This is a genomic window from Nonomuraea sp. NPDC048901, from assembly GCF_040649695.1.
In the GTDB taxonomy this organism is placed as follows: domain Bacteria; phylum Actinomycetota; class Actinomycetes; order Streptosporangiales; family Streptosporangiaceae; genus Nonomuraea.
In genome coordinates, this window is record NZ_JBEZFW010000032.1 from 74,526 (window position 1) to 95,533 (window position 21,008).

Here is a 21,008-nt window from a genome sequence, read left to right on the forward strand (position 1 = left end):
CTCGTCCCTCCCCGGAAAACCGTTTAAATGGTTGTCAACGCTGAGCTGATTTGGTGGCTACAAACCGTCCGAGCACGAGGTAATCCATCTCGGTCTTCAGGAAGCAGTCCATGGCGTCGGCCGGAGAGCACACGATGGGCTCACCGGCCACGTTGAACGAGGTGTTGATGAGACAGGGCACCCCGGTCAGCTCGGTGAAGGCACGCAGCAACTCCGCCAGCAGCGGGTTGTCCTCCTCGCGGATCGTCTGAATCCTGGACGTGCCGTCCACGTGCGTGGCTCCGGGAATCAGGTCGCGGTAGCCGGGCCGTACGGGGAAGACGAACGTCATGTACGGCGAGGCCCGCTTCTTCCCCATCTCGAACACCTCGGGGGCCACGTCCTCGAGGACGACGGGCGCGAACGGCCGGAACGGCTCCCGGTGCTTGATCCGGTCGTTGATGATGTCCTTGATATCGCCGAAGCGGGGATTGGCGAGAATGCTCCGGTTGCCCAGCGCGCGCGGCCCGTATTCGGTCCGGCCCTGGAACCAGCCGAGCACGCACTTCTCCCGCAGCAGCGCGGCCGTCTCCCGCGCCACGTCGCCGGGTGCCAGCTCACGCCATTCGACGCGCCCCGCGTGGGCGTCGAGGGTGGCGAGGATCTCGTCGTCGCCGTACGCGGGCCCCAGGTAGGGCGAGCCGGAGACCCGCGGCTTGTCGCCCGCCTCCTGACTGGCGTAGAAGGCGGCGCCGATGGCCACACCCGGGTCGCTGGCGCCGAAGCTCACGTCCATCTCGGCGAACCTGGAGCCTTCGAGCAGCTTGGTGTTGTTGACGCAGTTCAGCGCCAGGCCGCCCTCGAACAGCAGCCGCGGGAGCGCGCTGCGCTCCTCCAGCGCGCGCAGCTGGTGGGCCGTCACCGCCTCGACCATCTCCTGGGCGGCCGCGGCGACCCGGACCCGCACGTCGAAGTCCTCCCGGCCGTCCGGGTCGGTGTCGAAGATCCGGTCGAACAGCGCGTAGTAGGCGCGTACGGCCCGCGGCGCGTAGGGGATGGTGTAGCGGCCGTTGTCCGTCAGCGCCACCACGTGCTTGAGCAGCGGGTTGGGCTCCGGCGGCGGGCCGTGGCCGGCCAGGCCCATGACCTTGTACTCGTCGTTGTTGGGCATGAAGCCGAGATACCTGGTCAGCACCGCGAACAGCAGGGCCAGCGAGTTGTCCCCGTCCACGGTCGCGTCGTCGAACAGGCGCACCTTGCCGTCGCGTACCTCGCCGAGGATCGCCGACAGCCACTCCGCCCGGCCGTCGCTGACCACGAAGGCCGCCTCCCCGCCCCCGGACAGGTGGTATCCCGTCATCAGGTGGGCGAGGTGATGCGGCACCGTGACCAGCTTCTCGGCGGTCAGCGGGTGGCCCGTGTGCTCGTGGAAGTCGGCGAGAATGGCCTCCTGGCTGAAAATCCTGGTATAGGTGTCGTCGAGCCGCCGCAGCCTGGCGAATTTCTTGTCCACCGGTGCGTCGGCGTCCACGATCTCGGCGATCATGTTGTTCATGACGTCCTGGGAGAAACGCCAGGAATGCGCGAAGACATCGACCTCGTCGTACGTTTTCCCGGCCGCCCTTAAAACCCATTCGATGGCCCGGGCCGGAAACCGGGCGGTCTTCTTCTCGCGATTGAGCCGCTCCTCCTCGACGGCCGCGACCAATTCCCCGTCTACCATGAGGGCCGCCGAGGAATCGTGGCCGTAGAGCATGTGACGGTCGATTCCCGTCGACCCGTAATAACGCGCGAAGAGTTCGGCGACCTTACCGAACCCGTTGTATCCGAGGACGATCACGAGAACTCCTTGCGGTGAAGGACTCGGGTCCCACCAGTGAAGGTCATGCCGCCCTGGACGGCGTCCACCTGGTGATGACCCCGGGGGCGACGCATCGTTGAGCCGGTGGACGCGGCTCAGCGGACGGGTGAGGGCGCGACGTTGTAGTTGGCGCGGAAGAAGTTGTCCGGGTCCAGCCGCCGTTTCACCGAGGTCAGCCGGTCGAAGGCCGTCTCGCCGAAGGTCTTCCTGGCCCGGTCGCCGGTGGACGCATAGTTGATGTAGCCGTCGCCCCAGCGGCTGTACGGCTCGGCGACGGCCGAGACGGACCGCGCCCAGGCGGTCCGCTCCTCGTCGGCGGCCGGGTCGGCCCAGATCGCCGTGCCCGTGATGTTGAAGGCGGCGCCGCGGAAGGGCACGGCCGTGGCCTCGGCGGGCACCCGCCGCACCGCGCCGTGCAGCGCCTCGACGAGGATTCCGTCTCTGAAGGGCCCCAGCCAGCGGCCGGCCAGGAACCGCTCGACCAGCGCGTCGGCCAGCGCGTCCGGCAGGGCCTCGGCGAAGCGGGCGCTCCAGTAGTGCCGGAGCCCGAACGCCAGACGGCCGAGCGCGGCCTGCAGCGACAGGTACGACCTGGGCATGAGCTGCCAGTCGAGGATCTCCGGCCCGCGCAGCCGCTTCTCCAGCGCCGCCCGGTAGCCCTCGTCGTCGCCGCTGTAGGCCACGCAGATCACCGCCGCCGGGACGTGCGTGGGCCCGTACCTCTTCAGGAACAGCGTGCAGTTGAGCGCGTCGGGCGCGTCGAGCATGAGCTCGCGGAACAGGCGCACGGCCCGGCCGAGCTCGGCGCGCGGATAGGCCACGCAGCCCCCGTACAGCAGGCCCACCGGGTGCGTACGGAAGCGGAACTCCGTCACCACGCCGAAGTTGTGGCCAGCGCCGCGCAGCGCCCAGTCGAGCTCGGGATCGCGCTCCGCGTCCACCTCGACCACCTCCCCCGCTGCCGTGACAAGCTGGTAGGAGAGCACGTTGTCGCAGGTCAGGCCGTATCTGCCCATCAGGTGTCCGAGGCCGCCGCCCAGGGTCAGGCCGCCGACGCCGGTGGTGTCGAAGGTGCCGCCCGTGGTGGCCAGCCCGTACGCGGTGGTCGCCAGGTCCATCTGGCTCCAGGTGGCGCCGCCGCCGACCGTGGCGGTGCGCGCGCCCGGATCGACCGTCACCGAGCTCATCAGCCGCAGGTCGATGACCAGCCCGTCCTCGACGGAGGCGTACCCGGCGACGTTGTGCCCGCCGCCGCGCACCGCCGTGGCCAGCCCGGCCTCGCGGGCGGTACGGATCACCGCCCGCAGCTCCGCGACGTCACGCGGCAGGCAGATCAGCCGCGGCCGCAGATCGTGCATGCCGTTGAAGAGCAGCCGCACCTCGTCATAAGCGGGGTGGCCGGGTCCGACCACCCGATCGGGACAGGCGGCGTTCAGGGCGTTCAGCGTGGAGACCGTCACTGGCTCGTTCCTTTCTCGGGCCGAGGTTCTTCGACGGCTTATCACGCATTTGTGACGCACGCGAGGGGGTTGTCTTTCCGGGGACTTGCCGCGATAGTCGGCTCTTAGGTCCAGCGCGTAATTCACTACCCGACCAAATAGCTCACGTTATTTGTACCAACAGATTCGAGGGACCGGTGAATCCACCCCTGACCACCTGGCCCACTTATGACAAGGGAGATGTCTTCCTCAGCCCGGAGGACATCGCCGCGGCGATCGAGGCGCTGCGCGCCCGGCTGTTCTTCCGTTACGATTTCCGACCGCACGAGGAGACATTTACCGGGCTCTTCGAACGACGGCTGTGCGAGGTGTTCGGCGCCGGGCACGCGCTGGCCTGCGCCAGCGGCACCACCGCGATCACCCTGAGCCTGCTCGCGCTCCAGCTGCCCGCCGGCTCGCCGATCGCCTGCCCCGCGTTCACCTTCGCGGCCACGCCGAGCGCGATCCTGCTCGCCGGGCACCGGCCGGTGCTCGTGGAGTGCGACGAGAACCTGCACCTGGACGTGCGCGACCTGCGCCGGGTGTTCGACGAGGGCGCCAAGGCGGTCGTGGTGGTGCACATGCGCGGCTTCGCCAGCGACATGCCGGAAATATGCCGACTGGCGGAGGAGTACGGCGCGTTGGTGGTCGAGGACGCGGTGCCCGCCCTCGGCGCGCGGCTCGACGGCCGCTACCTGGGTACGTTCGGCCACTTCGGCGCCTTCAGCACCCAGTCCGACAAGTCACTCAACACCGGCGAAGGCGGGTTCCTGCTCACGGACGACCCCGAGGCGTACGCCCGCGCGGTGGTCTACAGCGGCGCCTACGAAGGCCGGATGGCCCGCCACTTCCCCGGCAAGGTCCCCGACGTCGACGACCGCGCGTACCCCATCTTCAGCTTCCGCATGGACGAGATCAGGGCGGCGCTGGCCGGAGCCCTGCTCCAGCGGCTGCCCGACCGGCTGGCCGCCCATCGCCGCAACTACGACTACGTGACCGAGCGGCTGGCGGACCTGGACGGGATCGCGCTGCGGCAGCCGGTGGCGCCGGGCGCCTACCTCGGCGAGGCGCTGGTCTTCCGGCTGCCGGGGGCCACGCCGCGGGAGTGCGTCGCGTTCGCCGAGGCCGTCGCGGCCGAGGGGGTTGACGCCCGCGCACTCGGCGACCGCGACGACGTCAACGTACGCGCCTTCTGGAACTGGCGCTTCCTGCTCGGCGACAACCCGGAGGCCGCGCGGAGCCTCTTTCCGACGTCGGCGCGCTATGTCAGCGAGGCGATCGACATCCCGCTCTCGGCGAACCTGGACCTGGCCGACTGCGACCGTCTGGTGACCGCCGTCAGAAAAGCCGCCGCCGGAAGAGCACCCGCCACAAAGCCCGCCGCGACGAAGCCAAGCAGTGAGAGCGCCGTCGCCGGACGGACCGCGAGCCGATGACGCCCACAGCGCCGCGAGTGCTCTACGTCACGGGCTGGTGCAGATCGGGCAGTACGCTGCTCGGCAACCTGCTCAACGAGCTGCCGGGCGTCGCGCACGTGGGCGAGCTCAACTACCTGTGGTCCAACGGCGTGCTCGGCACCGGCACCAACAGCACCTGCGGCTGCGGTAAGGACCTCCAGGACTGCGACGTGTGGCGGCGGGTGCTGCGTGAGCTGGACGGTCACACCCTCGCGACGGAGATGATCGGCCTGCACAACGCCCGCCTGCGCACCCGCTTCACCCAGGAGCGGCTGCGCGAGGCACGGGGCATGGCCCGGCCGCCGCGCGACGTGCGGCGCATCAGCGAGGTCAAGCGGCGCCTCTATACCGCGATCGGCGCGGCGCTGGGCGCCGAGGTGATCGTCGACACCTCCAAGTTCCCCGCCGAGGCGGCCCACCTCATGGGCCTGCCCGACCTGCGGCCCCAGGTGCTGCACATGGTGCGCGACCCCCGGGCGACCGCCTACTCGTGGCACCGCGCCAAGGGCTACATCCCGGCCATGAGCCCCCTGCGCAGCAGCGCGTACTGGACCGGCTTCAACGCCGCGTCGGAGTGGATCGCGCGCGCCTACCCCGGCAGGTGCCTCAGGCTCAGGTACGAGGACTTCGCCGCGCGGCCCGCCGAGACGATCGGCCAGGTCATGGCGTGGGCGGGTCTACCCTCCCCCGGCCCGGTGATCGACGGGAACACCGCCCGGCTCGGCGTCAACCACACCGTCACCGGCAATCCCGACCGGCTGCGCACCGGGCCCGTGGCCATTAGGCCCGACGACGCCTGGCGCACCGCCCTGCCGGCCTCGAGCGTCGCGCTGAGCACCCTCGCCGCGCTACCGCTCATGAGCAGGTACGGCTACCGCCTGACCAGCCCCTGATATGGCGATGGGAGCACCCATGAACTGGCGAAGCGACGCCGAGCACTGCTACCGGGAAGGCTGGTGGCGGGACGGCACGCCCCTGGACGACCTCCGGCGGGCCGTGGAGCGCTCACCGGGCCGCGTCGCGATCACGGCGCACCAGGCGGGCGCCGCCGACCTGGTCAGGCTGACGTACGCGGATTTATCGCGACTCGTGGAGCGGTTCGCCGGGGCCCTGACCGAGCTGGGCGTCGGCCCGGGTGACGTGGTCGCGCTCCAGCTGCCGAACTGGTGGCAGTTCCCGCCGCTCGCGCTGGCCTGCATGCGGGTCGGCGCGGCGGTCAACCCCATCATCCCGATCCTCCGCAAACGCGAGGTCGGCTTCATGCTGGAACGTACGGAAGCGAAGGTCTGCGTCGCGCCCGCGTCGTTCCGCGGCTTCGACCACGCCGGGATGCTCGCCGAGATCGCCAAGGAGGTGCCGACGCTGCGGCACGCGGTGACCATCGGCGGCGGCCCGCTCGACTTCGACGACGTCTTCATGTCCGGCGGCGACGTCCGGCTCGACCGGTCGGAGGCGGGCCCCGACGACCTGGCCCAGGTGATGTTCACCTCGGGCACGACGGGCGAGCCCAAGGGCGTCATGCACACCCACAACACGCTGTACGCCGGCATCCGCACCGAGGCGGAGGCCCTCGGGCTGGATGAGGATCTGGTCGTCCACATGGGCTCGCCGCTCACCCACCAGGCCGGGTACCTCTACTGCTTCCTGATGCCGCTCCAGCTCGGCGGCCGGGCGGTGTTCCAGGACGTGTGGGACCCGGACGTCATGCTCGGCCTGGTCGAGTCGGAGGGGGTCAACTTCGGCATGGGCGCCACCACGTTCGTGGTCGACGCCATCGCCGCCCAGCGGGCCCGGCCCCGGGACCTGCGGACCCTCGACTCCTTCGCGTGCGGCGGGTCGCCGATCCCGCCGAAGGTCGTGGAGGAGGCGGGCGAGGTGCTGGGCGTACGCATGTACGCGCTGTGGGGCATGACGGAGAACGCCACCGTCACGATCACCCGCCCCGAGGACCCGCCGGATCTCGCCGCGCGCTCCGACGGCCGCCCCGCCCCCTGGATGCAGGTCCGGATCGCCGGCGACCGCCTTCAGGTACGCGGCGCGAACCAGTGCGTGGGCTACTGGAAACGCCCCGATCTGTACGCCGAAGCTCTCACCAGCGACGGCTGGTTCGACACGGGCGACCTGGCCAGGGATGACGGCGAGGGCGGCATCCGGATCACCGGCCGGGCCAAGGACCTGATCGTCAGGGGCGGGGAGAAGATCCCCGTGGTCGAGGTGGAGGCCGCGCTGTGGCGGCACCCGCGGATCAAGGAGGCCGCGCTGGTGGCCTACCCCGATGAACGTCTCGGCGAGCGGGCGTGCGCCTTCGTCGTCCCGGACGGGGAGGCGCCGTCACTCACCGACGTACAGCTGCATCTGGAAGGACTCGGCATGGCCCGGCAGTTCTGGCCGGAACGCCTGACTGTCGTCGCCGAGCTGCCGAAGACGGCGTCGGGCAAGGTACAGAAGTTCGAGCTGCGCGAACGGATGGGCTGAGCATGGACTTCGCGTTCGACGACGAGCAGGAGCGGCTGCGCGCCCGGGTGCGCGACTTCGCGGCCGAGCGCCTCGCCCCGCACTACCAGTCCGACGATCGGGCCGCGGCCATGCGCCCCGAGCTGCCCGGCGAGCTGGCCCGCATGGGGCTGCTCGGCCTGCGCGTCCGTAAGGAGTACGGCGGCGCGGGCGCCGACGCCGTGACCACCGGCCTGGTGCTCGAAGAGCTCGCCCGCGCCGACGTGAACAGCTGCTACCTGGTGCTCAACGCCGCGCTCGTGGCCGACATCCTGCAGGCCAACGCCTCACCGGAGCAGCGGGGAGACTGGCTGCCCGCCCTGGCCTCGGGGGAGCTGATCCCGGCCATCTGCCTGACGGAGCCCGAGCACGGCTCGGACGCCGCCGCCATCGAGTTCCGCGCCACTCTCCAGGACGGAGCCTGGCTGCTGCACGGCGAGAAGACCTCGATCATGCTCGGCATGACCGCCACGCACGGCCTCGTCTTCGCCAGGACGGGCGGTCCTGGCGCCCGCGGCGTCACCGCCTTCCTCGCCGACCTGGCCGCGGCGAAGCGGGAGGCGTTCACCGACCTCGGCAACCGCGCCGTGGGCCGCGCCCACCTGACCTTCGACGGCCTGACCACCGGGCCCGAGACGATCGTGGGCGGCGAGGGCCTCGGCTTCGTCCAGGTCATGCGGGGCTTCGACTACTCGCGGGCGCTGATCGCGTTGATGGCGACGGGCACCGCGCAGGCGGCGATCGACGACGCGCTGGAGCGGGCACGCACCCGCACCGCCTTCGGCCGCCCGCTCGGCGCCTTCCAGGGGCTCAGCTTCCCCCTGGTGGAGTACGCCACGCAGCTGCGGGCGGGCAGGGCGCTCTGCTACGAGGCGCTGTGGCGCAAGGACCAGGGACTCCCGCACACGACCGAGGCGAACATGGTCAAGTGGTGGGTGCCGAGGATGGCCGCGGACGCCGTCCAGCAGGCGCTGCTCACGTTCGGGCAGGCCGGCTACTCGGAGGAGCTGCGGCAGGCCCAGCGGCTGCGCGACGTGATCGCGCTGCAGATCGCCGACGGCACCGCCCAGATCACCAAGCTGGTGGTCGCCCGGCAGCTGCTCGGCCGCGACGCCGCGCCCTGAGCCCGCCTTTTACGAGGCCGTCCTCTCTGCGGCGTACGGCGGCAGGTTGAGGCGGTCGCGGATGTTGCGCTGGACGGTGGCCTTGTCGTCGCGGGCGTCGACCGACACGACGTACTCCTTACCGCGGAACAGCTCCACGACCGGGTCGATCTTGTCGTGGTATTCGCGCAGCCGTGTGGCGAGCGCGTCCGGGGCGTCGTCCTCACGGGTGACGAGCTCGCCGCCGCACACGTCGCACCTGCCCTCGGTCGCGGGCCGGTGGGCGATCAGGTTGTAATCCATGCCGCAGCGCGAGCACAGCCGCCTGGCCAGGACCCGCCGCCGCACCTCCGCGTCGGGCAGGTCGAGGTGGATCACGCCGTCGATGTCGTAGCTCTCCAGGAAGAACTCCGCCTGCCGCCGGCTGCGCGGGAAGCCGTCGATGATGAAGCCGTAGTTCCAGTCGTGCTGCTGGAGTCGCTCCCTGACGACGTCCTCGACCAGGTCGTCGCCCACGAGCTCACCGGCCGCGACCAGGCGGCGGACCTGGGCGCCGAGCTTGGTGTGGACCTTGACATGCCAGCGGAAGATGTCGCCGACGCTGATGTGCACGAGGTCGAGGTCGGTGGCCAGCAGGGTGCTCTGGGTGCCCTTGCCGCTGCCCTGCACCCCGAGGATCACGTATTTCCGCATGTCTCATTCTCCCCCGGAGACGGGCAGCATGATCTCAGCGCCCGCCGCACCGCGATCGACGAGCTCCTGAACCCGCTGGGGAGCGTAGATCCCGTCCACGAGGAGCTGCGCGAGCCCGAGTATGCCCGCGTTGGGGTCGAGGTCGCTGCGGACGATCTGGAGATTGCGGGTGGCCAGCGGCAGTGACCGCCGGTAGACGATCTCGCGGATGCCGGCGAAGAGCTGCTCGTCGGTGTGCGCGAGCTGGCCGCCGATCGCGATGATGCGCGGGTTGAACAGGTTGACCGTGTCGGCGATGGCGCCGCCGAGGATGCGGGCGGCGCGCCGCGCCAGGCGGACCGCGGTCAGGTCTCCTGAGCGGATCAGCCGTACGGCGTCGTCGACGGTGGTGATGTCGTGGCCCGCCGCCTGGAGATCGCGCACGAGCGCCCAGCCCCCCGTGTAGGCCTCCACACAGCCGAGGTTGCCGCACCGGCAGAGCGGCGGCTCGGCCACGTCGTCGACCACGACCTGGATGTGGCCGATGTCGCCGGCCGCGCCGTCGGCGCCCCGGTGCACCTGGCCGCCCGCGATGAGGCCGGTGCCGACACCGGTGCCGATCTTGACCATGAGCAGGTGCGGGACGTCGGGGTAGCGCAGGCGCTGCTCGCCGAAGGCCATCGCGTTGACGTCCTTGTCGACCAGCACCGGGCAGTTGTAGCGGGCGGTGAACCAGCCCGGGATGTCGAAGCGGTCCCAGCCGGTCATGATCGGCGGGCTGACCACCCGCCCGCTCGCGAAGTCGACGGGACCGGGCACGTCGATGCCGATGCCGAGCACGTCACCTGGCTGGTGGCCCCGCTCGTTCAGCAGCTCGGCGAACAGCTCGGACACGATCGTGAGGATCGCCTCCGGACCGCTGGTCACCTCGGCGCGGACGTCCCGCTCGGCCCGCACCACCCCGCCCAGATCGCACACGGCGGTGCGCAGGCCGGTGGCGCCCACGTCGGCCACCAGCAGCACGCCCCGGTCGCGGTTGACGACGAACTGACCGGCGGGCCGGCCGCCCGTGCGCGCCTCCGTGGGTGCGGGGATGAGCAGCCCGGCGGTGAGCAGACCGTCGAGGCGCTGGTTGACCGTGGTGCGCGACAGGCCGGTAAGCCGCATGACGTCGGCCTTGGTGAGCCCGTCGGGGATGTCGCGGAACAGGCTGAGGATCTCGCCCGAGCTGACTCCCATCCGCAGCGCGGACACACCGGTTATGGCCATTAACCCACTCTATCGGCGACCGGGAGTGCTCGTAAGTCAAGAATGTTTCGACTTAAAAAGTCGAAACATGGGTTGTCAGAGTTCAGAAGTAGCCATACGGTCATCCCATTGACGCCGAAAGGGGCATCCGATGCACATGACCTCGCATGGAAGGCGAGCGACGACGGTAACCGCCGTGCTGGCGGCCGGGACGCTGGCTCTGGGAGCCTGCGGCTCCAGCGTGTCCGCCGGTCCGTCCGGCAAGGACGCCGCCGCCGCCGAAGCCCCGAGCGTCGCCGCGGTGATCAAAGGGCTGGACAATCCCTTCTTCCAGACGATGAAGCAGGGCATGGACGACCAGGCCAAGGCGGGCGGCCTGTCTCTCACGGTCCAGGCGGCCACCTCCATCACCGACACGACCGGGCAGGCGGACAAGCTCAACGGCCTGGCCGGGCAGCCCTTCTCCTGCTTCGTGGTCAACCCGATCACCGGCACCAACCTCATCCAGGGCCTGGCCAAGATCGGCGCGCAGAACAAGCCCATCGTCAACATCGACAGCCCGGTCGACGCCGGTGCGGCCGGCAGCGCCAACGTCAAGCTGGCCACCTACATCGGCACGGACAACGTCGAGGCCGGCAAGATGGCAGGGAAGCGGATGAGCGAGCTCGTGCCCGCAGGTGACGTAGCGGTCATCGGCGGCATCGCGGGCGACGTCACCAGCGGCGCCCGGGTCGAGGGGTTCCAGCAGGGCATCGGGCCCAATCTCAAGGTCGTCCAGACCGTCGCCGCCAACTGGGAGCGCCAGACCGCGCTCACCGCCGCGACCGACGTCATGCGCGCGAAGCCGGATCTGCGGGGCTTCTTCGTCGCCAACGACGACATGGGGCTCGGCGTGGCGCGGGCCATCGCCAACGCCGGCAAGGCGGGACAGGTCAAGGTCATCAGCGTCGACGGCATCAAGGACGCCCTCGACGCGGTCAAGGCCGGCACGCTGGACGGCACCGTCGCCCAGTACCCGTACGCGATGGGCCTGATGGGCGTCGAGGCGTGCCAGGCCGCCACGAAGGGCAAGACGCTGCCGGCCAAGGTGAAGTCCCCGGTCGAGCTGGTCACCAAGGACAACGCGGACAAGGCGCTGGCGGCCACCCCCAAGCCGTTCGGCACCTACACCGACCCGTTCAAGAGCCTCATCCAGTAGGACAGAGATGGCAAACACCGCAATCGCCGCGCCCAACCACGAAGCCTGGACCGCGCGCCTGAAGGACGTCGGCTTCTGGGCCGAGTGGGCGGCCCTCGTCGGGCTGATCGCCCTGGTGATCGTCTTCCAGGCGCTGAACCCCACCTTCCTCAGCGCCGGCAACATCGCCTCGATGCTGGTCGCCGCGGCCATTTTGATCATCCTGAGCGTGGGCCAGACGTTCGTCATCGCCACGGCGGGCATCGACCTGTCGATCGCCTCCGCGATGACCTTGGGCGCGGTCGCCTTCGGCCAGGCCTACGCGATGGGCTGGGGGCTGACGCTGTCGTGCCTGGCGGCCATCGTCGCCTCGGGCCTGGTCGGCGTGGTCAACGGGGTGATCATCGCCCGAGGCAAGATCACCGACTTCATCGTGACGCTCGGTACCCTTTCCGCGGCCTCCGGACTGGCGCTGATCCTGTCCGAGGGCAAGCCGGTGACAATCATCGACGCGGCGCTGCTCCGCCTGTCGACCGGCGGGATCGGGATCTTCGGCTGGTCGTTCATCATCGCGGCGGTCGTCGCGGTGGTGGGGCACGTCCTGCTGTTCCACACCAGGTTCGGCACGCACGTGCTGGCCACGGGCGGGGCGGCGGAGTCCGCGACGGCCATGGGGATCAGCACCCAGCGCGTCAAGATCGCCGTTTACACGATCTCCGGCGTGCTCGCCGGGCTCGGCGCCATCCTGCTGGTGGCCCGGATCGGCGCGGCCGAGCCCGCCGCCAACACCTCCTTCCTGCTCAACTCCGTGGCCGCGGTCGTGCTCGGCGGGGTGAGCCTGTTCGGCGGGCGGGGCAGCATCATCGGCCCGGTCATCGGCGCGCTCCTGCTCGTCGCGCTGGTCAACGGGCTGACGCTGCTCGGCGTCTCGCAGTTCTACCAGCCTCTCGCCGTCGGCATCGTCGTGGTGCTGGCCGCGCTCCTGACAAGGTTCCAGCGATGACGAACACCCTGCTCGACTGCCAGAACGTGTCCCTGTCGTTCGGCAACGTCCGCGCCCTCGCCGACGTCTCGCTCTCCCTGCGCCAAGGGGAGATCACGGCGCTGGTCGGCGACAACGGCGCGGGCAAGTCCACGCTGGTGCGCTGCATCTCCGGGATCCACCGGCCCGACAGCGGCCACATCCTCTTCGAGGGGGAGAAGGCCGACTTCCACTCCCCCGACGAAGCCCGTACGGCGGGCATCGAGACCGTCCACCAGAACCTGGCGCTCGTCGAGGACCTCACCGTGTGGCAGAACCTCTTCCTCAACCGCGAGCTCGTCCGCGGGTTCGGTCCCATCGCGTTCCTGGACCGGCGGGCCATGCAGGCCCGCGCGCGGGAGATGGTCTCCACGCTCGCGGTCAACGTCCCCGCGGTGAAGTCCCGCGTCCGTCGGCTGTCCGGCGGGCAGCGCCAGGCCGTCGCCATCTGCCGCGCGGCGGGCTTCAGCTCCCGGCTGGTCATCATGGACGAGCCGACGGCCGCGCTCGGCGTCCAGGAGACGGCCCGGGTCGAGGAGCTCATCCTGCGACTGCGCGACGAGGGGCACACGGTGCTGCTCATCAGCCACAACTTCGCGCAGGTCATGCGGCTGAGCGACCAGGTCTGGGTGATGCGCGCCGGCCGCTGCGTCGGCGGCCGCCGTACGTCCGAGATCACCGGCGAGGAGATCGTCTCCCTCGTCACCGGCGCCACCGGCCAGTGAACCCCGTACCAAACCACCAAGTAGAAAGCACCACAATGACCACCACGACCAACCCCATCGGCGTGCACGCCCTCGTCTGGGTCGGTGACACCACGCCCGCGTCGGTGGAGCACGCGATCCGCAAGACGAAGGAGGCCGGGTTCGACCTGCTCGAACTGTCCCTGCACGACTCCGCCAACCTCGACGTCGCGGCCGCCCGCGACGCCCTGCGCTCGGCGAGCCTCGGCGTGGCCTGCTCGCGCGGCCTCGCCTTCGACGCCGACGTCTCCAGTGACGACGCCGACGTGGTCGCGCGTGGCGAGAAGCTGCTGCACGACTCGCTCGTCGTCACCCACGAGCTCGGCGGTACGCACTTCACCGGCGCCCTGTACAGCGCCCTGGGCAAGTACGACCGCCCGCTCACCGACGCCGGCCGCCGCAACGTGGTGACGGTGCTGCGCGGCCTGGCGCAGGAGGCGCGGGGGCGCGGCATGACGCTCGGCCTGGAGATCTGCAACCGCTACGAGACCAATGTCATCAACACCGCGCGCGACGCGCTGCGGCTCGCCGACGACATCGGGGAGGACAACGTCCTCATTCACCTCGACACTTACCATATGAACATCGAAGAGGACGATCTCGTACGCCCGGTGCACGACGTCGGCGACCGGCTCGGCTACGTCCACATCGGCGAGAACCACCGGGGCTACCTCGGCTCCGGCCACCTGGACTTCACCTCGTTCTTCCACGCGCTGGCCGACATCGGCTACCAGGGGCCGATCACCTTCGAGTCCTTCTCCTCGGCCGTGGTGATGCGCGGGCTGTCCAACGACCTGGCCATCTGGCGCAACCTGTGGTCCGACGGCGAGGACCTGGCCCGTCACGCCCACGGCTTCATCACCGGCCAGCTCCACGCGAGCCGGGCTCGATGATGACCCTCCACGATCTGGCGGCCCGAGCCCGCTCCCTCGTACGCGACGGCCACCGCGCGGTCCTGGGCATCACGGGCAGCCCCGGAGCCGGCAAGTCCACGCTCGCCGAGAACCTGGTCCAGCTGCTGCGACAGGACCGGCCCGCGCTCGACTGGGTGGCGCACGTGCCGATGGACGGCTTCCACCTCGCCGATGTGGAGCTGGAGCGGCTCGGCCGGCGCGACCGCAAGGGCGCCCCGGACACCTTCGACGCCGCCGGATACGCCGCGCTGCTGCGCCGCCTGCGCCAGGACGAGGACGACGTGATCTACGCCCCCGCGTTCGAACGCGACCTGGAACAGCCGATCGCGGGCAGCATCCCGGTCCCGCGCACCGCCCGGCTCATCGTCACCGAGGGCAACTACCTGCTGCTCCACGACGGCGACTGGGCCCGGGTCCGGCCCGAGCTCGACGAGGTCTGGTACTGCGATCTCGACGAGGACGAGCGCGTGCGGCGGCTCGTGGCCCGCCACGAGCGGTTCGGCAAGGAGCACGACGCGGCCGTGGCCTGGGTGATGGGCACCGACCAGCGCAACGCGAACCTGGTCAACGGCACCCGCCCGCACGCCGACCTGGTGATCTCCGACCCGACCCTGCGCACGCTGAAGGCCTGACGCCCGTCATGTGCTCCGGCTGACCCGGACGACGCCCGCCTGGTGCAGGCTGCGCAGCAGGGAGAGGTCGTCGGCCGGATCGAGCCAGACGATCTCGCCCTCCGGCCTGGGCCGCGACCCAGCCGGCTGGTAATGGGCGGTGACGAGCACCAGGGGCACCGGCGCGGTCCAGCGCTCCAGGACGGGCGGTTCGGCCCGGTCGGCCAGGATGACCGCCTGCTCCTCCGGCGTGCACGCGTCGAGGTCGCCCCCGATGGCCAGCCGCGCCTGCAGGCGTACCTCCGCCTCGGTCGCGTAACGCACCCGCTGCTCCAACTCGCCCGTGTAGCCCTGGATGAGGTCGGCGACCAGCTCGGCCGGGTCGTCGCTGTAGCTGCGCCACCATCCGTGCACCAGCTCGTAGGCGTAAGGCGTGCCGTCCTGTTTGAGCGGCTGCTGCGGCGGCGCCTGCGCGGCCGAGGTGTTCCTGACACGTGGGCTCACGGCGTCAATTGTCCCGCCATCGCGCGCATCACGTCGTCGGAGGGCTGCCAGCGGGTGATCGCGAACAGCGCGGCGAGCTGCCGCCGGTCGATCTCCCGGGGGAACAGCGTCTCGACCAGGTCGCGGAAGGAGGCGGAGTCCTGTTCCGGCGTGCGCTCGCCCAGGTCCCAGTGGGCGCCGAGCCGCTCCATCGCCGGCACACCGCCCGGATCGCGAGTGGCGGCCTCCGCCAGGGCCACCGAGAGCTTGATCCTGGCCTGGATGATCGAGGGATCCAGGTGCCCGTCCCACAGCCGGAACTCGACGTGATCGCTCCTGCCGCCGCGGACGTAGCCGAAGTTCACGGCCGCCGCCCGGTGGTTCAGCAGACGTACCTCCTCCAGATCGGCGCGCGACAGGTCGACGTCGGCGTTCGGCAGGCACTCGTCGTAGGCGCGGTGCAGGCCGTCCGGGTTGCGCGGGTCCTGCGCCAGCCGGTAGAGGACGTCCTCGAAGGCGTGGTAGAGCTTCAGCAGGCGTACGTGACTGGCCACCGAGGTGCGGAAGTCGACTCCGACGTGGATGTGGCCGCCGGTGGACGTGGTGATCTCGCCCCCATGGGACCGGATGACGTCGACGACCGTCGCCAGGTTCGCCCACGTCTCCGGACTGTCGCGCAGGATCGGGGAGATCACCTCACCCGCCACGAGATGGTCGCTGAACTCCAGCTCCACCCGCCAGCCCTGGTCGTAGCCCTTGTCCGAACCGTGGTGGCCGTACACCGTCGAGTCCTCGGCCAGCCCCTTCTCGTGCAGCTCACGGGCGATCTCGTCCACCACGGCGCGCCAGGTTTCCGGTGGCCTGCCCGGCAGGGCGAACTCCAGCTCCACCCCGAACGCGCGCGGCACACCGATCGCGTCGGCGGTCATGTACGGCACGATCATGCCGGGGTCCTCGCCCTGTTCGAGGCGGTGGACGGCCTCATCGTAGGCCCTCTGGAAGGCGTCGAAGTCCCAGCCGAAGTGGTGCTCCAGCCGGACGCCCGGGCCGGCGTCGACGGCGATGAGCGGGGTGCGCCCTGTCGCGTGGTCGGCCACCTGGTAGAGGCGGTCCATCATGACCTCGTACTCGGCGTGCAGGCCGTGCCGTTCGAACTCGGGCCGCAGCGCCTGCAGGCGTTCGGTGATGAGGTCGACGTCCTGCCTGGTGAGCGGGTTGTCGACCCAGCCGAACAGGCCGTCGGGCCGCCGCCGGATGAAGTTCGAGGCGAACGGCTGGTCCCGGTGCATGGTGATCCGGTCGCCGTCGAACGAGCGCGCGTGGTCGATGGCGAAGAACCGGCCGTCGTCGGTCAGCATCAGGTTGCGGGCGGCCCGGTCGGAGTTCGCCGTCAGCACGTCGAGCAGGCCGATGAGGATCGCGTCCCGCCTGCCCTTGAAGCCGGACAGAACGTGGGCCACCTCGTGGGCGCCCGAGGCGTCGATGAAATCGGCGAGCACGGCGCCCTTGGCATAGGGATCCAGCATGGCGCGGGCCACGTTGGCCCCGATCGCCTGCCCCACCTGGGAGACCACCACCTCGATGCGCGCCGGGCGCTCCACCCTGCCGTGCATCTCCTTCCTGATGGCCTGCGGCACGTCGTCCAGCGTGATGATGTCGACTTTCCCATCGGATCCCCCTCGGATGGGGACGTGGGTCGCCTCCTCCGCGTCAATCGCCGCGCGCAGTGACTCGGGAGCCGCCGGTACGCCCGCCCTCGGCGGCTTCACCTCGGCGGCCACCGCCGGCCGTTCGACCCGGGCCTCCGGCACGGCGATGTGCCAGGCGCCGTCACCCCGGTGGGGGAGCATCGGGCGGCCGTCGGCCGTGTAGCCCTGGATGTTCGCGGTGTGCGCCTGCCGGTCCGCGCCGATGTAGACGTACCTGTCGCCCGCGATCACCTCGCGGCCGGTGGTGTTGGCCAGCTCCTGCAGCAGGCCGTGGTTGGCGGCGGTCTCGCAGCCGAGCACCCGCAGGGCCGCGTCGGGCGCGGCGATCAGCCGGGGGTCGTGCACGAGCATGGTGCCGAGATCGCCGGCGGTCAGCCGGTGCTCGCCGATGAGGAAGTGGGTGCCGTCCGCGGCGACGCCGACGTCGATGATGCCGGAGGTGGGCGACAGCAGCCGCGGGTCCGCGGTGGGCATCGACATGGACCCCGGGTCGCGGTACCACACGCCCGCCGCGACCTCCTCCCTGAAACGGCCGATCATCTCCGCGTGCCGCGGTTCGAGGTGCGGCGCCGGGTGTACGGGTAACGGGTCTTGCCCGATCTCGACCAGGTAGACCCTGGTCCCGGCCTGGCCGTCCGGCGCGATGTAGGCGCCCTCGTGCGCGCCGAGGACCCGCATCTTGGTGCCCGGCGCCTGGGCCACCTGACCGCCGCCGAGGTCCGTGCCCGTTCTGGAGAAGGTGACGATCTCCGTGGGGGCGAGGTGATCCGCGGAGTACGACCGCGTGTTGAGCACCGTGTCGGGCAGCGTGAACTCGGCGCCCGGCCGCATGTCCCTGACCGGGAAGTCGACCCTCCGGTAGACGGTGCCCGCCACCTCGGTGTCCCGTCCGACGTGGTTCTGACCGTTCGGTTCGCCACCGTTCCGGCCGAAGTGGTGCACCAGCGCGTCGGCGACCGGCCGAGAGCCGGGGGCGTGCGCGGCTTCCGGGTGCGGCCGAGCCGTCTCCTGGGACGCTCGAAGCACGTGCGCATCTCCGCCCCGGTTGATCAGCTGGTCGATGCGGCGGCCGTCGGTGCCCTCGCGTACCTGGGCGAGGTCGGTGTGGGGCGCGTCCGCACCCCGCGCCACGTGCGGTCCGGGCCCCTCAGGTGCGGGCGCCGGCTCCTGCGGCCGGGGATCATCGTCCCCGATGCGGGCCGGCCGTTCGGCATCGGGCCGGGCCGCCCCGCCACCGTCGGCGCGGGGGCCGTGCGGACTCCAGCTCGCCAGATGGCCGTCCGCGACACTGACCACACCCGAGGTGAACGCCTCGGCCACCACCTTCAAGCTGACCGGCTGACCGCTCAGCAACGCACCCGCCACCGTCGCACCCGCGGACGCCACCCCCGTGTGCCCCATCAACATCCACAACGACCGCGTGGGGAGCGCCCACGCCAGCCCCGTGAGCAACCCGCCGTTCAGCGCCCCCATCCCCGCCGACGTGCCGACCTGCTTCCAGTCGATGGCGTCGCGCCGCGACTGGGTCCCCTGCACGTACAGGTCCATAGTGCCCATCAGGAGCCCGAAGCAGGCCACGTTGACCGCCAGGCGCTGCCCGAACTGCCGGACCGTCCACCGCGCCACCTGCGCCCGTGCCTTGAACAGCCCCCGTACCGTCAGCCGGCCGGCGGGATGCAGCAGCGCCCATGTCAGCCACAACATCTGCACCACGAACAGCAGCACGGTCAGCTTGATCATCCGCTTGGTGTACTGCACCTGCACACCCAGGTCGTTCAGCCCGATGGCCATGGTGACCAGCTGTTCCACGAGATCGGCCTGCCGCCCCCCGACGACCTCTCCCACCCGTTTCACGAACGCCTTGAGCGCGCCGCCGTCCCACTCCCCCCGCACCCCGCCGGTCAGCCACTGTCCCGACCCGTCGGCCGTGGCCACGATCCGCCGCGCGGCCCGCACCAACGCGTCGGCCATCCGGAACAGCGCCCGCTCGTCGGCCTGCGGCCAATCCGAGCCCACCACCCAGCCGACCCACGGCCGCAGCCACCCGGGGATCTCCATCCCGTCAAGCCACATGGAACTCAGCCCTCGGGATCCTCTTCTTTCTCCGGCACACCAAGATCTCTCCTACTATGCCGAGATTTTCCGCACCTTGCAGGAAATGTCAGCTCTTTGACGCCGGATCTGTCAGCTCGCGCACGGTCTCGGTGAGGGCCTCCCACGCCTCCCGGGTGTCGGCGCTCAGCTCATGGGGAGAACGCAGATCCTCGACATAGATGGCCAGGTCCTCGATGGCCCAGCGCAGGCGGAAGAGCTCCATGACCTCCGGGTCGGGCCGCCGCCCGGTGAGCTCCGCGTAACGCGCCAGGTCATCCGGCCCGTCGGCGACCAGCCACAGGTCCCGCTCGGGCGGCGCCAGCCCCACCGTGTCCCAATCCACCAGCACCGGGCCGCCTTCGACCATCACCACGTTGCCGGGATGCGGCTCCCCATGGGTCACCACGAGGTCCGCGCCGCCCGCCTCATCGACCCGCCGATCGAACTCCGCCAGCCGCTCCCGCAACCGCCCGGCGGAGTCGGCCACCAGAGCACGGGCGGGCTCCGCGTACGGCCCACCCCGCCAGACCCCGCCCGACGCCTCGATGGCCTCCTCCAGCCGGCCCCGCATCGGAACGCGCAACGGCCGGACGGGAGTCGACGGCGGCGGCGACGTACGGTGCAACTCGGCGAGCATCTCCACGGTCTTCCGGCGCTCGCCGGCCGTCAGGCGGTCGCCGAACTCCCCGGGACGCCCGTTCACCAGCGGAAAGACACTCACCGCATGCCTGGGCCCGAGCAGCTGAAGCGTCTCACCCCCAGCGGCCGCCAAAGGCGCGACGACGAAGTCGAGGCCCTGCGCACGCAGGGCGACGGCGGTGTCCATGGCCCGGCGTAGCGCGCTCTCCCCGTCCCCGGCCTGGCCTTTCTGCGTCAGGTCCGCGACCGTGACGAACCACCGCGGCCCATCCGCGTCAGCCGCGATCCAGTGGTAGTCCCCGAACCCGACCGGCGCGTACTCCAGCGAGACGGCCCCGATCCCCCACTTCTCCAGGGCATCCCGCAACGCCCGCTCGTCAACTCCCGTCGGCCGGTCCTTCATGCCCGCCAGGTTATCGACCATGATCGCGCTTCACTATTCATTCAATGTATAGTGCTCGCCATGTCGACCGGACATGTGATGCTCGGGCTGCTCGTGGAGCGCCCGAAGCATGGATACGAACTCAAACGCGAGCACGACCGGCGCCTGCCCGGCGCCAAACCGCTCGCCTACGGCCAGGTGTACGCGACGCTGCAGCGCCTGCAGCGCGACGGGTTCGCCGAGGTCGCGGAGACGGTGCAGGACGGCGGCCCGGAACGCACGGTGTACGCCATCACCGAGGAGGGGGTCTCCGAGCTGACCCGGTGGCTGGACGGGGTGGAGGCGCCCGCGCCGCACCTGTCCAGCGCGCTGCTGTCGCGCGTGGTGGTGGCGTCGGTGGCCAACGGCGCCGCCGACGGCTACCTGTCCCGGCAGCGGGCCGCGCACCTGGCGCGGATGCGCGAGCTCACCGCGGAGCGCTCGGCGGGCTCTCCCGCCCAGGCGCTGGCCGCCGACTACGCGCTCCAGCACCTCGACGCCGACCTGCGCTGGATCGAGACGGCCATGCTACGGCTGGCCGATCTGAAGGAGGACTCTCATGCTTGAAGCGCGCGCGTTGCGCAAGACGTTCGCCTCGACCGTCGCTTTAGACGGGGTCTCCCTGGAGATCGGCGCGGGCGAGATCGTGGCGATCACCGGGCCGAGCGGCTCCGGCAAGTCCACGCTGCTGCACTGCCTGGCCGGGATCATCCGTCCGGAGTCGGGCGAGGTCCTGTTCGACGGCAAGCGCATCGACACGCTCGGCGAGAACGACCGTACGAACCTGCGCAGGCAGAACTTCGGCGTCGTCTTCCAGTTCGGCCAGTTGGTGCCCGAGCTGACCGCGACGGAGAACGTGGCGCTGCCGCTGCTGTTCGACCGGCACGGCCGCCAGGAGTCGCTGA

At 70.6% G+C, this 21,008-nt stretch carries 18 protein-coding genes; 11 read left to right on the forward strand and 7 right to left on the reverse strand.

Going from position 1 to position 21,008, the window contains the following annotated elements; genetic code table 11:
* Positions 1-34: 34 nt before the first annotated feature.
* Positions 35-1,819 (reverse strand): carbamoyltransferase C-terminal domain-containing protein, encoded by a 1,785-nt coding sequence (locus tag AB0C30_RS55395; protein WP_357960328.1) that lies wholly within the window; start codon positions 1,817-1,819, stop codon positions 35-37.
* 116 nt (positions 1,820-1,935) lie between these two features.
* Entirely contained in the window at positions 1,936-3,300 is a 1,365-nt protein-coding gene (locus tag AB0C30_RS55400) for an FAD-binding oxidoreductase (RefSeq protein WP_357960331.1), read from the reverse strand.
* Between the two features lie 176 nt (positions 3,301-3,476).
* Between AB0C30_RS55400 and AB0C30_RS55405 the strand changes: the two genes are divergently transcribed.
* From AB0C30_RS55405 to AB0C30_RS55420, 4 genes are read left to right on the forward strand one after another with little or no spacing between them, the layout of a single operon-like run.
* On the forward strand, positions 3,477-4,754 hold the full coding sequence (locus AB0C30_RS55405) for an aminotransferase class I/II-fold pyridoxal phosphate-dependent enzyme (RefSeq protein WP_357960334.1): 1,278 nt from the start codon (positions 3,477-3,479) through the stop codon (positions 4,752-4,754).
* Positions 4,751-5,668: a sulfotransferase gene (locus tag AB0C30_RS55410; protein WP_357960337.1), complete on the forward strand. Its 918-nt coding sequence runs from the start codon at positions 4,751-4,753 to the stop codon at positions 5,666-5,668. The genes AB0C30_RS55405 and AB0C30_RS55410 overlap by 4 nt, the downstream gene beginning before the upstream one ends.
* A 19-nt stretch (positions 5,669-5,687) precedes the next feature.
* Positions 5,688-7,250, forward strand: coding sequence for an AMP-binding protein (locus tag AB0C30_RS55415; protein WP_357960340.1), 1,563 nt, complete (start codon positions 5,688-5,690; stop codon positions 7,248-7,250).
* Between the two features lie 2 nt (positions 7,251-7,252).
* A complete protein-coding gene (locus tag AB0C30_RS55420) occupies positions 7,253-8,392 on the forward strand; it encodes an acyl-CoA dehydrogenase family protein (protein ID WP_357960343.1) in 1,140 nt (379 codons plus the stop codon).
* A 9-nt stretch (positions 8,393-8,401) separates the two neighbouring features.
* Here AB0C30_RS55420 and AB0C30_RS55425 read toward each other — a convergent pair whose 3' ends face one another.
* Positions 8,402-9,064 (reverse strand): nucleoside monophosphate kinase, encoded by a 663-nt coding sequence (locus AB0C30_RS55425; RefSeq protein WP_357960346.1) that lies wholly within the window; start codon positions 9,062-9,064, stop codon positions 8,402-8,404.
* A gap of 3 nt (positions 9,065-9,067) precedes the next feature.
* Positions 9,068-10,312, reverse strand: a complete 1,245-nt coding sequence (locus tag AB0C30_RS55430; protein WP_357960349.1) for an ROK family protein — start codon at positions 10,310-10,312, stop codon at positions 9,068-9,070.
* Between the two features lie 130 nt (positions 10,313-10,442).
* On the opposite strand from AB0C30_RS55430, the gene AB0C30_RS55435 reads away from it, so the two are divergent.
* The 5 genes from AB0C30_RS55435 to AB0C30_RS55455 are packed head-to-tail and all read left to right on the forward strand — an operon-like array spanning position 10,443 to position 14,778.
* Entirely contained in the window at positions 10,443-11,489 is a 1,047-nt protein-coding gene (locus tag AB0C30_RS55435) for a substrate-binding domain-containing protein (protein ID WP_357960351.1), read from the forward strand.
* A gap of 7 nt (positions 11,490-11,496) precedes the next feature.
* Complete coding sequence (locus AB0C30_RS55440) at positions 11,497-12,471, forward strand: ABC transporter permease (RefSeq protein ID WP_357960355.1); 975 nt, start codon at positions 11,497-11,499, stop codon at positions 12,469-12,471.
* Complete coding sequence (locus AB0C30_RS55445) at positions 12,468-13,214, forward strand: ATP-binding cassette domain-containing protein (RefSeq protein ID WP_357960358.1); 747 nt, start codon at positions 12,468-12,470, stop codon at positions 13,212-13,214. Before AB0C30_RS55440 ends, AB0C30_RS55445 begins: the two co-directional genes overlap by 4 nt.
* 35 nt (positions 13,215-13,249) lie before the next feature.
* On the forward strand, positions 13,250-14,125 hold the full coding sequence (locus tag AB0C30_RS55450) for a sugar phosphate isomerase/epimerase (protein ID WP_357960360.1): 876 nt from the start codon (positions 13,250-13,252) through the stop codon (positions 14,123-14,125).
* Positions 14,122-14,778: a nucleoside/nucleotide kinase family protein gene (locus tag AB0C30_RS55455; RefSeq protein ID WP_357960363.1), complete on the forward strand. Its 657-nt coding sequence runs from the start codon at positions 14,122-14,124 to the stop codon at positions 14,776-14,778. The genes AB0C30_RS55450 and AB0C30_RS55455 overlap by 4 nt, the downstream gene beginning before the upstream one ends.
* A gap of 6 nt (positions 14,779-14,784) precedes the next feature.
* Here AB0C30_RS55455 and AB0C30_RS55460 read toward each other — a convergent pair whose 3' ends face one another.
* The 3 genes from AB0C30_RS55460 to AB0C30_RS55470 all read right to left on the reverse strand — a co-directional run bounded on the left by AB0C30_RS55460 (position 14,785) and on the right by AB0C30_RS55470 (position 20,106).
* The gene (locus tag AB0C30_RS55460) at positions 14,785-15,261 is read right to left on the reverse strand and encodes a hypothetical protein (protein WP_357960366.1); all 477 of its coding nucleotides are present in this window, start codon (positions 15,259-15,261) and stop codon (positions 14,785-14,787) included.
* Positions 15,258-19,007 carry an amidoligase family protein gene (locus tag AB0C30_RS55465; RefSeq protein WP_357960369.1) on the reverse strand — a complete coding sequence of 1,250 codons (3,750 nt, stop codon included), beginning with the start codon at positions 19,005-19,007 and terminating at the stop codon, positions 15,258-15,260. The genes AB0C30_RS55460 and AB0C30_RS55465 overlap by 4 nt, the downstream gene beginning before the upstream one ends.
* Before the next feature lie 103 nt (positions 19,008-19,110).
* Entirely contained in the window at positions 19,111-20,106 is a 996-nt protein-coding gene (locus AB0C30_RS55470; RefSeq protein ID WP_357960372.1) for an aminoglycoside phosphotransferase family protein, read from the reverse strand.
* Between the two features lie 39 nt (positions 20,107-20,145).
* On the opposite strand from AB0C30_RS55470, the gene AB0C30_RS55475 reads away from it, so the two are divergent.
* Both AB0C30_RS55475 and AB0C30_RS55480 read left to right on the forward strand, forming a co-directional pair.
* Positions 20,146-20,670: a PadR family transcriptional regulator gene (locus AB0C30_RS55475; protein ID WP_357960375.1), complete on the forward strand. Its 525-nt coding sequence runs from the start codon at positions 20,146-20,148 to the stop codon at positions 20,668-20,670.
* A partial coding sequence (locus AB0C30_RS55480) for an ATP-binding cassette domain-containing protein (protein WP_357960378.1) occupies positions 20,663-21,008 on the forward strand: 346 nt, incomplete at its 3' end. The genes AB0C30_RS55475 and AB0C30_RS55480, both read left to right, overlap by 8 nt.

Bases quoted from the DNA above. Each gene is read 5' to 3' on its own strand.
- AB0C30_RS55410 (WP_357960337.1), top strand. From the start codon at position 4,751: ATGACGCCCACAGCGCCGCGAGTGCTCTACGTCACGGGCTGGTGCAGA.
- AB0C30_RS55415 (WP_357960340.1), top strand. From the start codon at position 5,688: ATGAACTGGCGAAGCGACGCCGAGCACTGCTACCGGGAAGGCTGGTGG.
- AB0C30_RS55420 (WP_357960343.1), top strand. From the start codon at position 7,253: ATGGACTTCGCGTTCGACGACGAGCAGGAGCGGCTGCGCGCCCGGGTG.
- AB0C30_RS55425 (WP_357960346.1), bottom strand. From the start codon at position 9,064: ATGCGGAAATACGTGATCCTCGGGGTGCAGGGCAGCGGCAAGGGCACC.
- AB0C30_RS55430 (WP_357960349.1), bottom strand. From the start codon at position 10,312: ATGGCCATAACCGGTGTGTCCGCGCTGCGGATGGGAGTCAGCTCGGGC.
- AB0C30_RS55435 (WP_357960351.1), top strand. From the start codon at position 10,443: ATGCACATGACCTCGCATGGAAGGCGAGCGACGACGGTAACCGCCGTG.
- AB0C30_RS55440 (WP_357960355.1), top strand. From the start codon at position 11,497: ATGGCAAACACCGCAATCGCCGCGCCCAACCACGAAGCCTGGACCGCG.
- AB0C30_RS55445 (WP_357960358.1), top strand. From the start codon at position 12,468: ATGACGAACACCCTGCTCGACTGCCAGAACGTGTCCCTGTCGTTCGGC.
- AB0C30_RS55450 (WP_357960360.1), top strand. From the start codon at position 13,250: ATGACCACCACGACCAACCCCATCGGCGTGCACGCCCTCGTCTGGGTC.
- AB0C30_RS55455 (WP_357960363.1), top strand. From the start codon at position 14,122: ATGATGACCCTCCACGATCTGGCGGCCCGAGCCCGCTCCCTCGTACGC.
- AB0C30_RS55465 (WP_357960369.1), bottom strand. From the start codon at position 19,007: ATGGAGATCCCCGGGTGGCTGCGGCCGTGGGTCGGCTGGGTGGTGGGC.
- AB0C30_RS55470 (WP_357960372.1), bottom strand. From the start codon at position 20,106: ATGGTCGATAACCTGGCGGGCATGAAGGACCGGCCGACGGGAGTTGAC.
- AB0C30_RS55475 (WP_357960375.1), top strand. From the start codon at position 20,146: ATGTCGACCGGACATGTGATGCTCGGGCTGCTCGTGGAGCGCCCGAAG.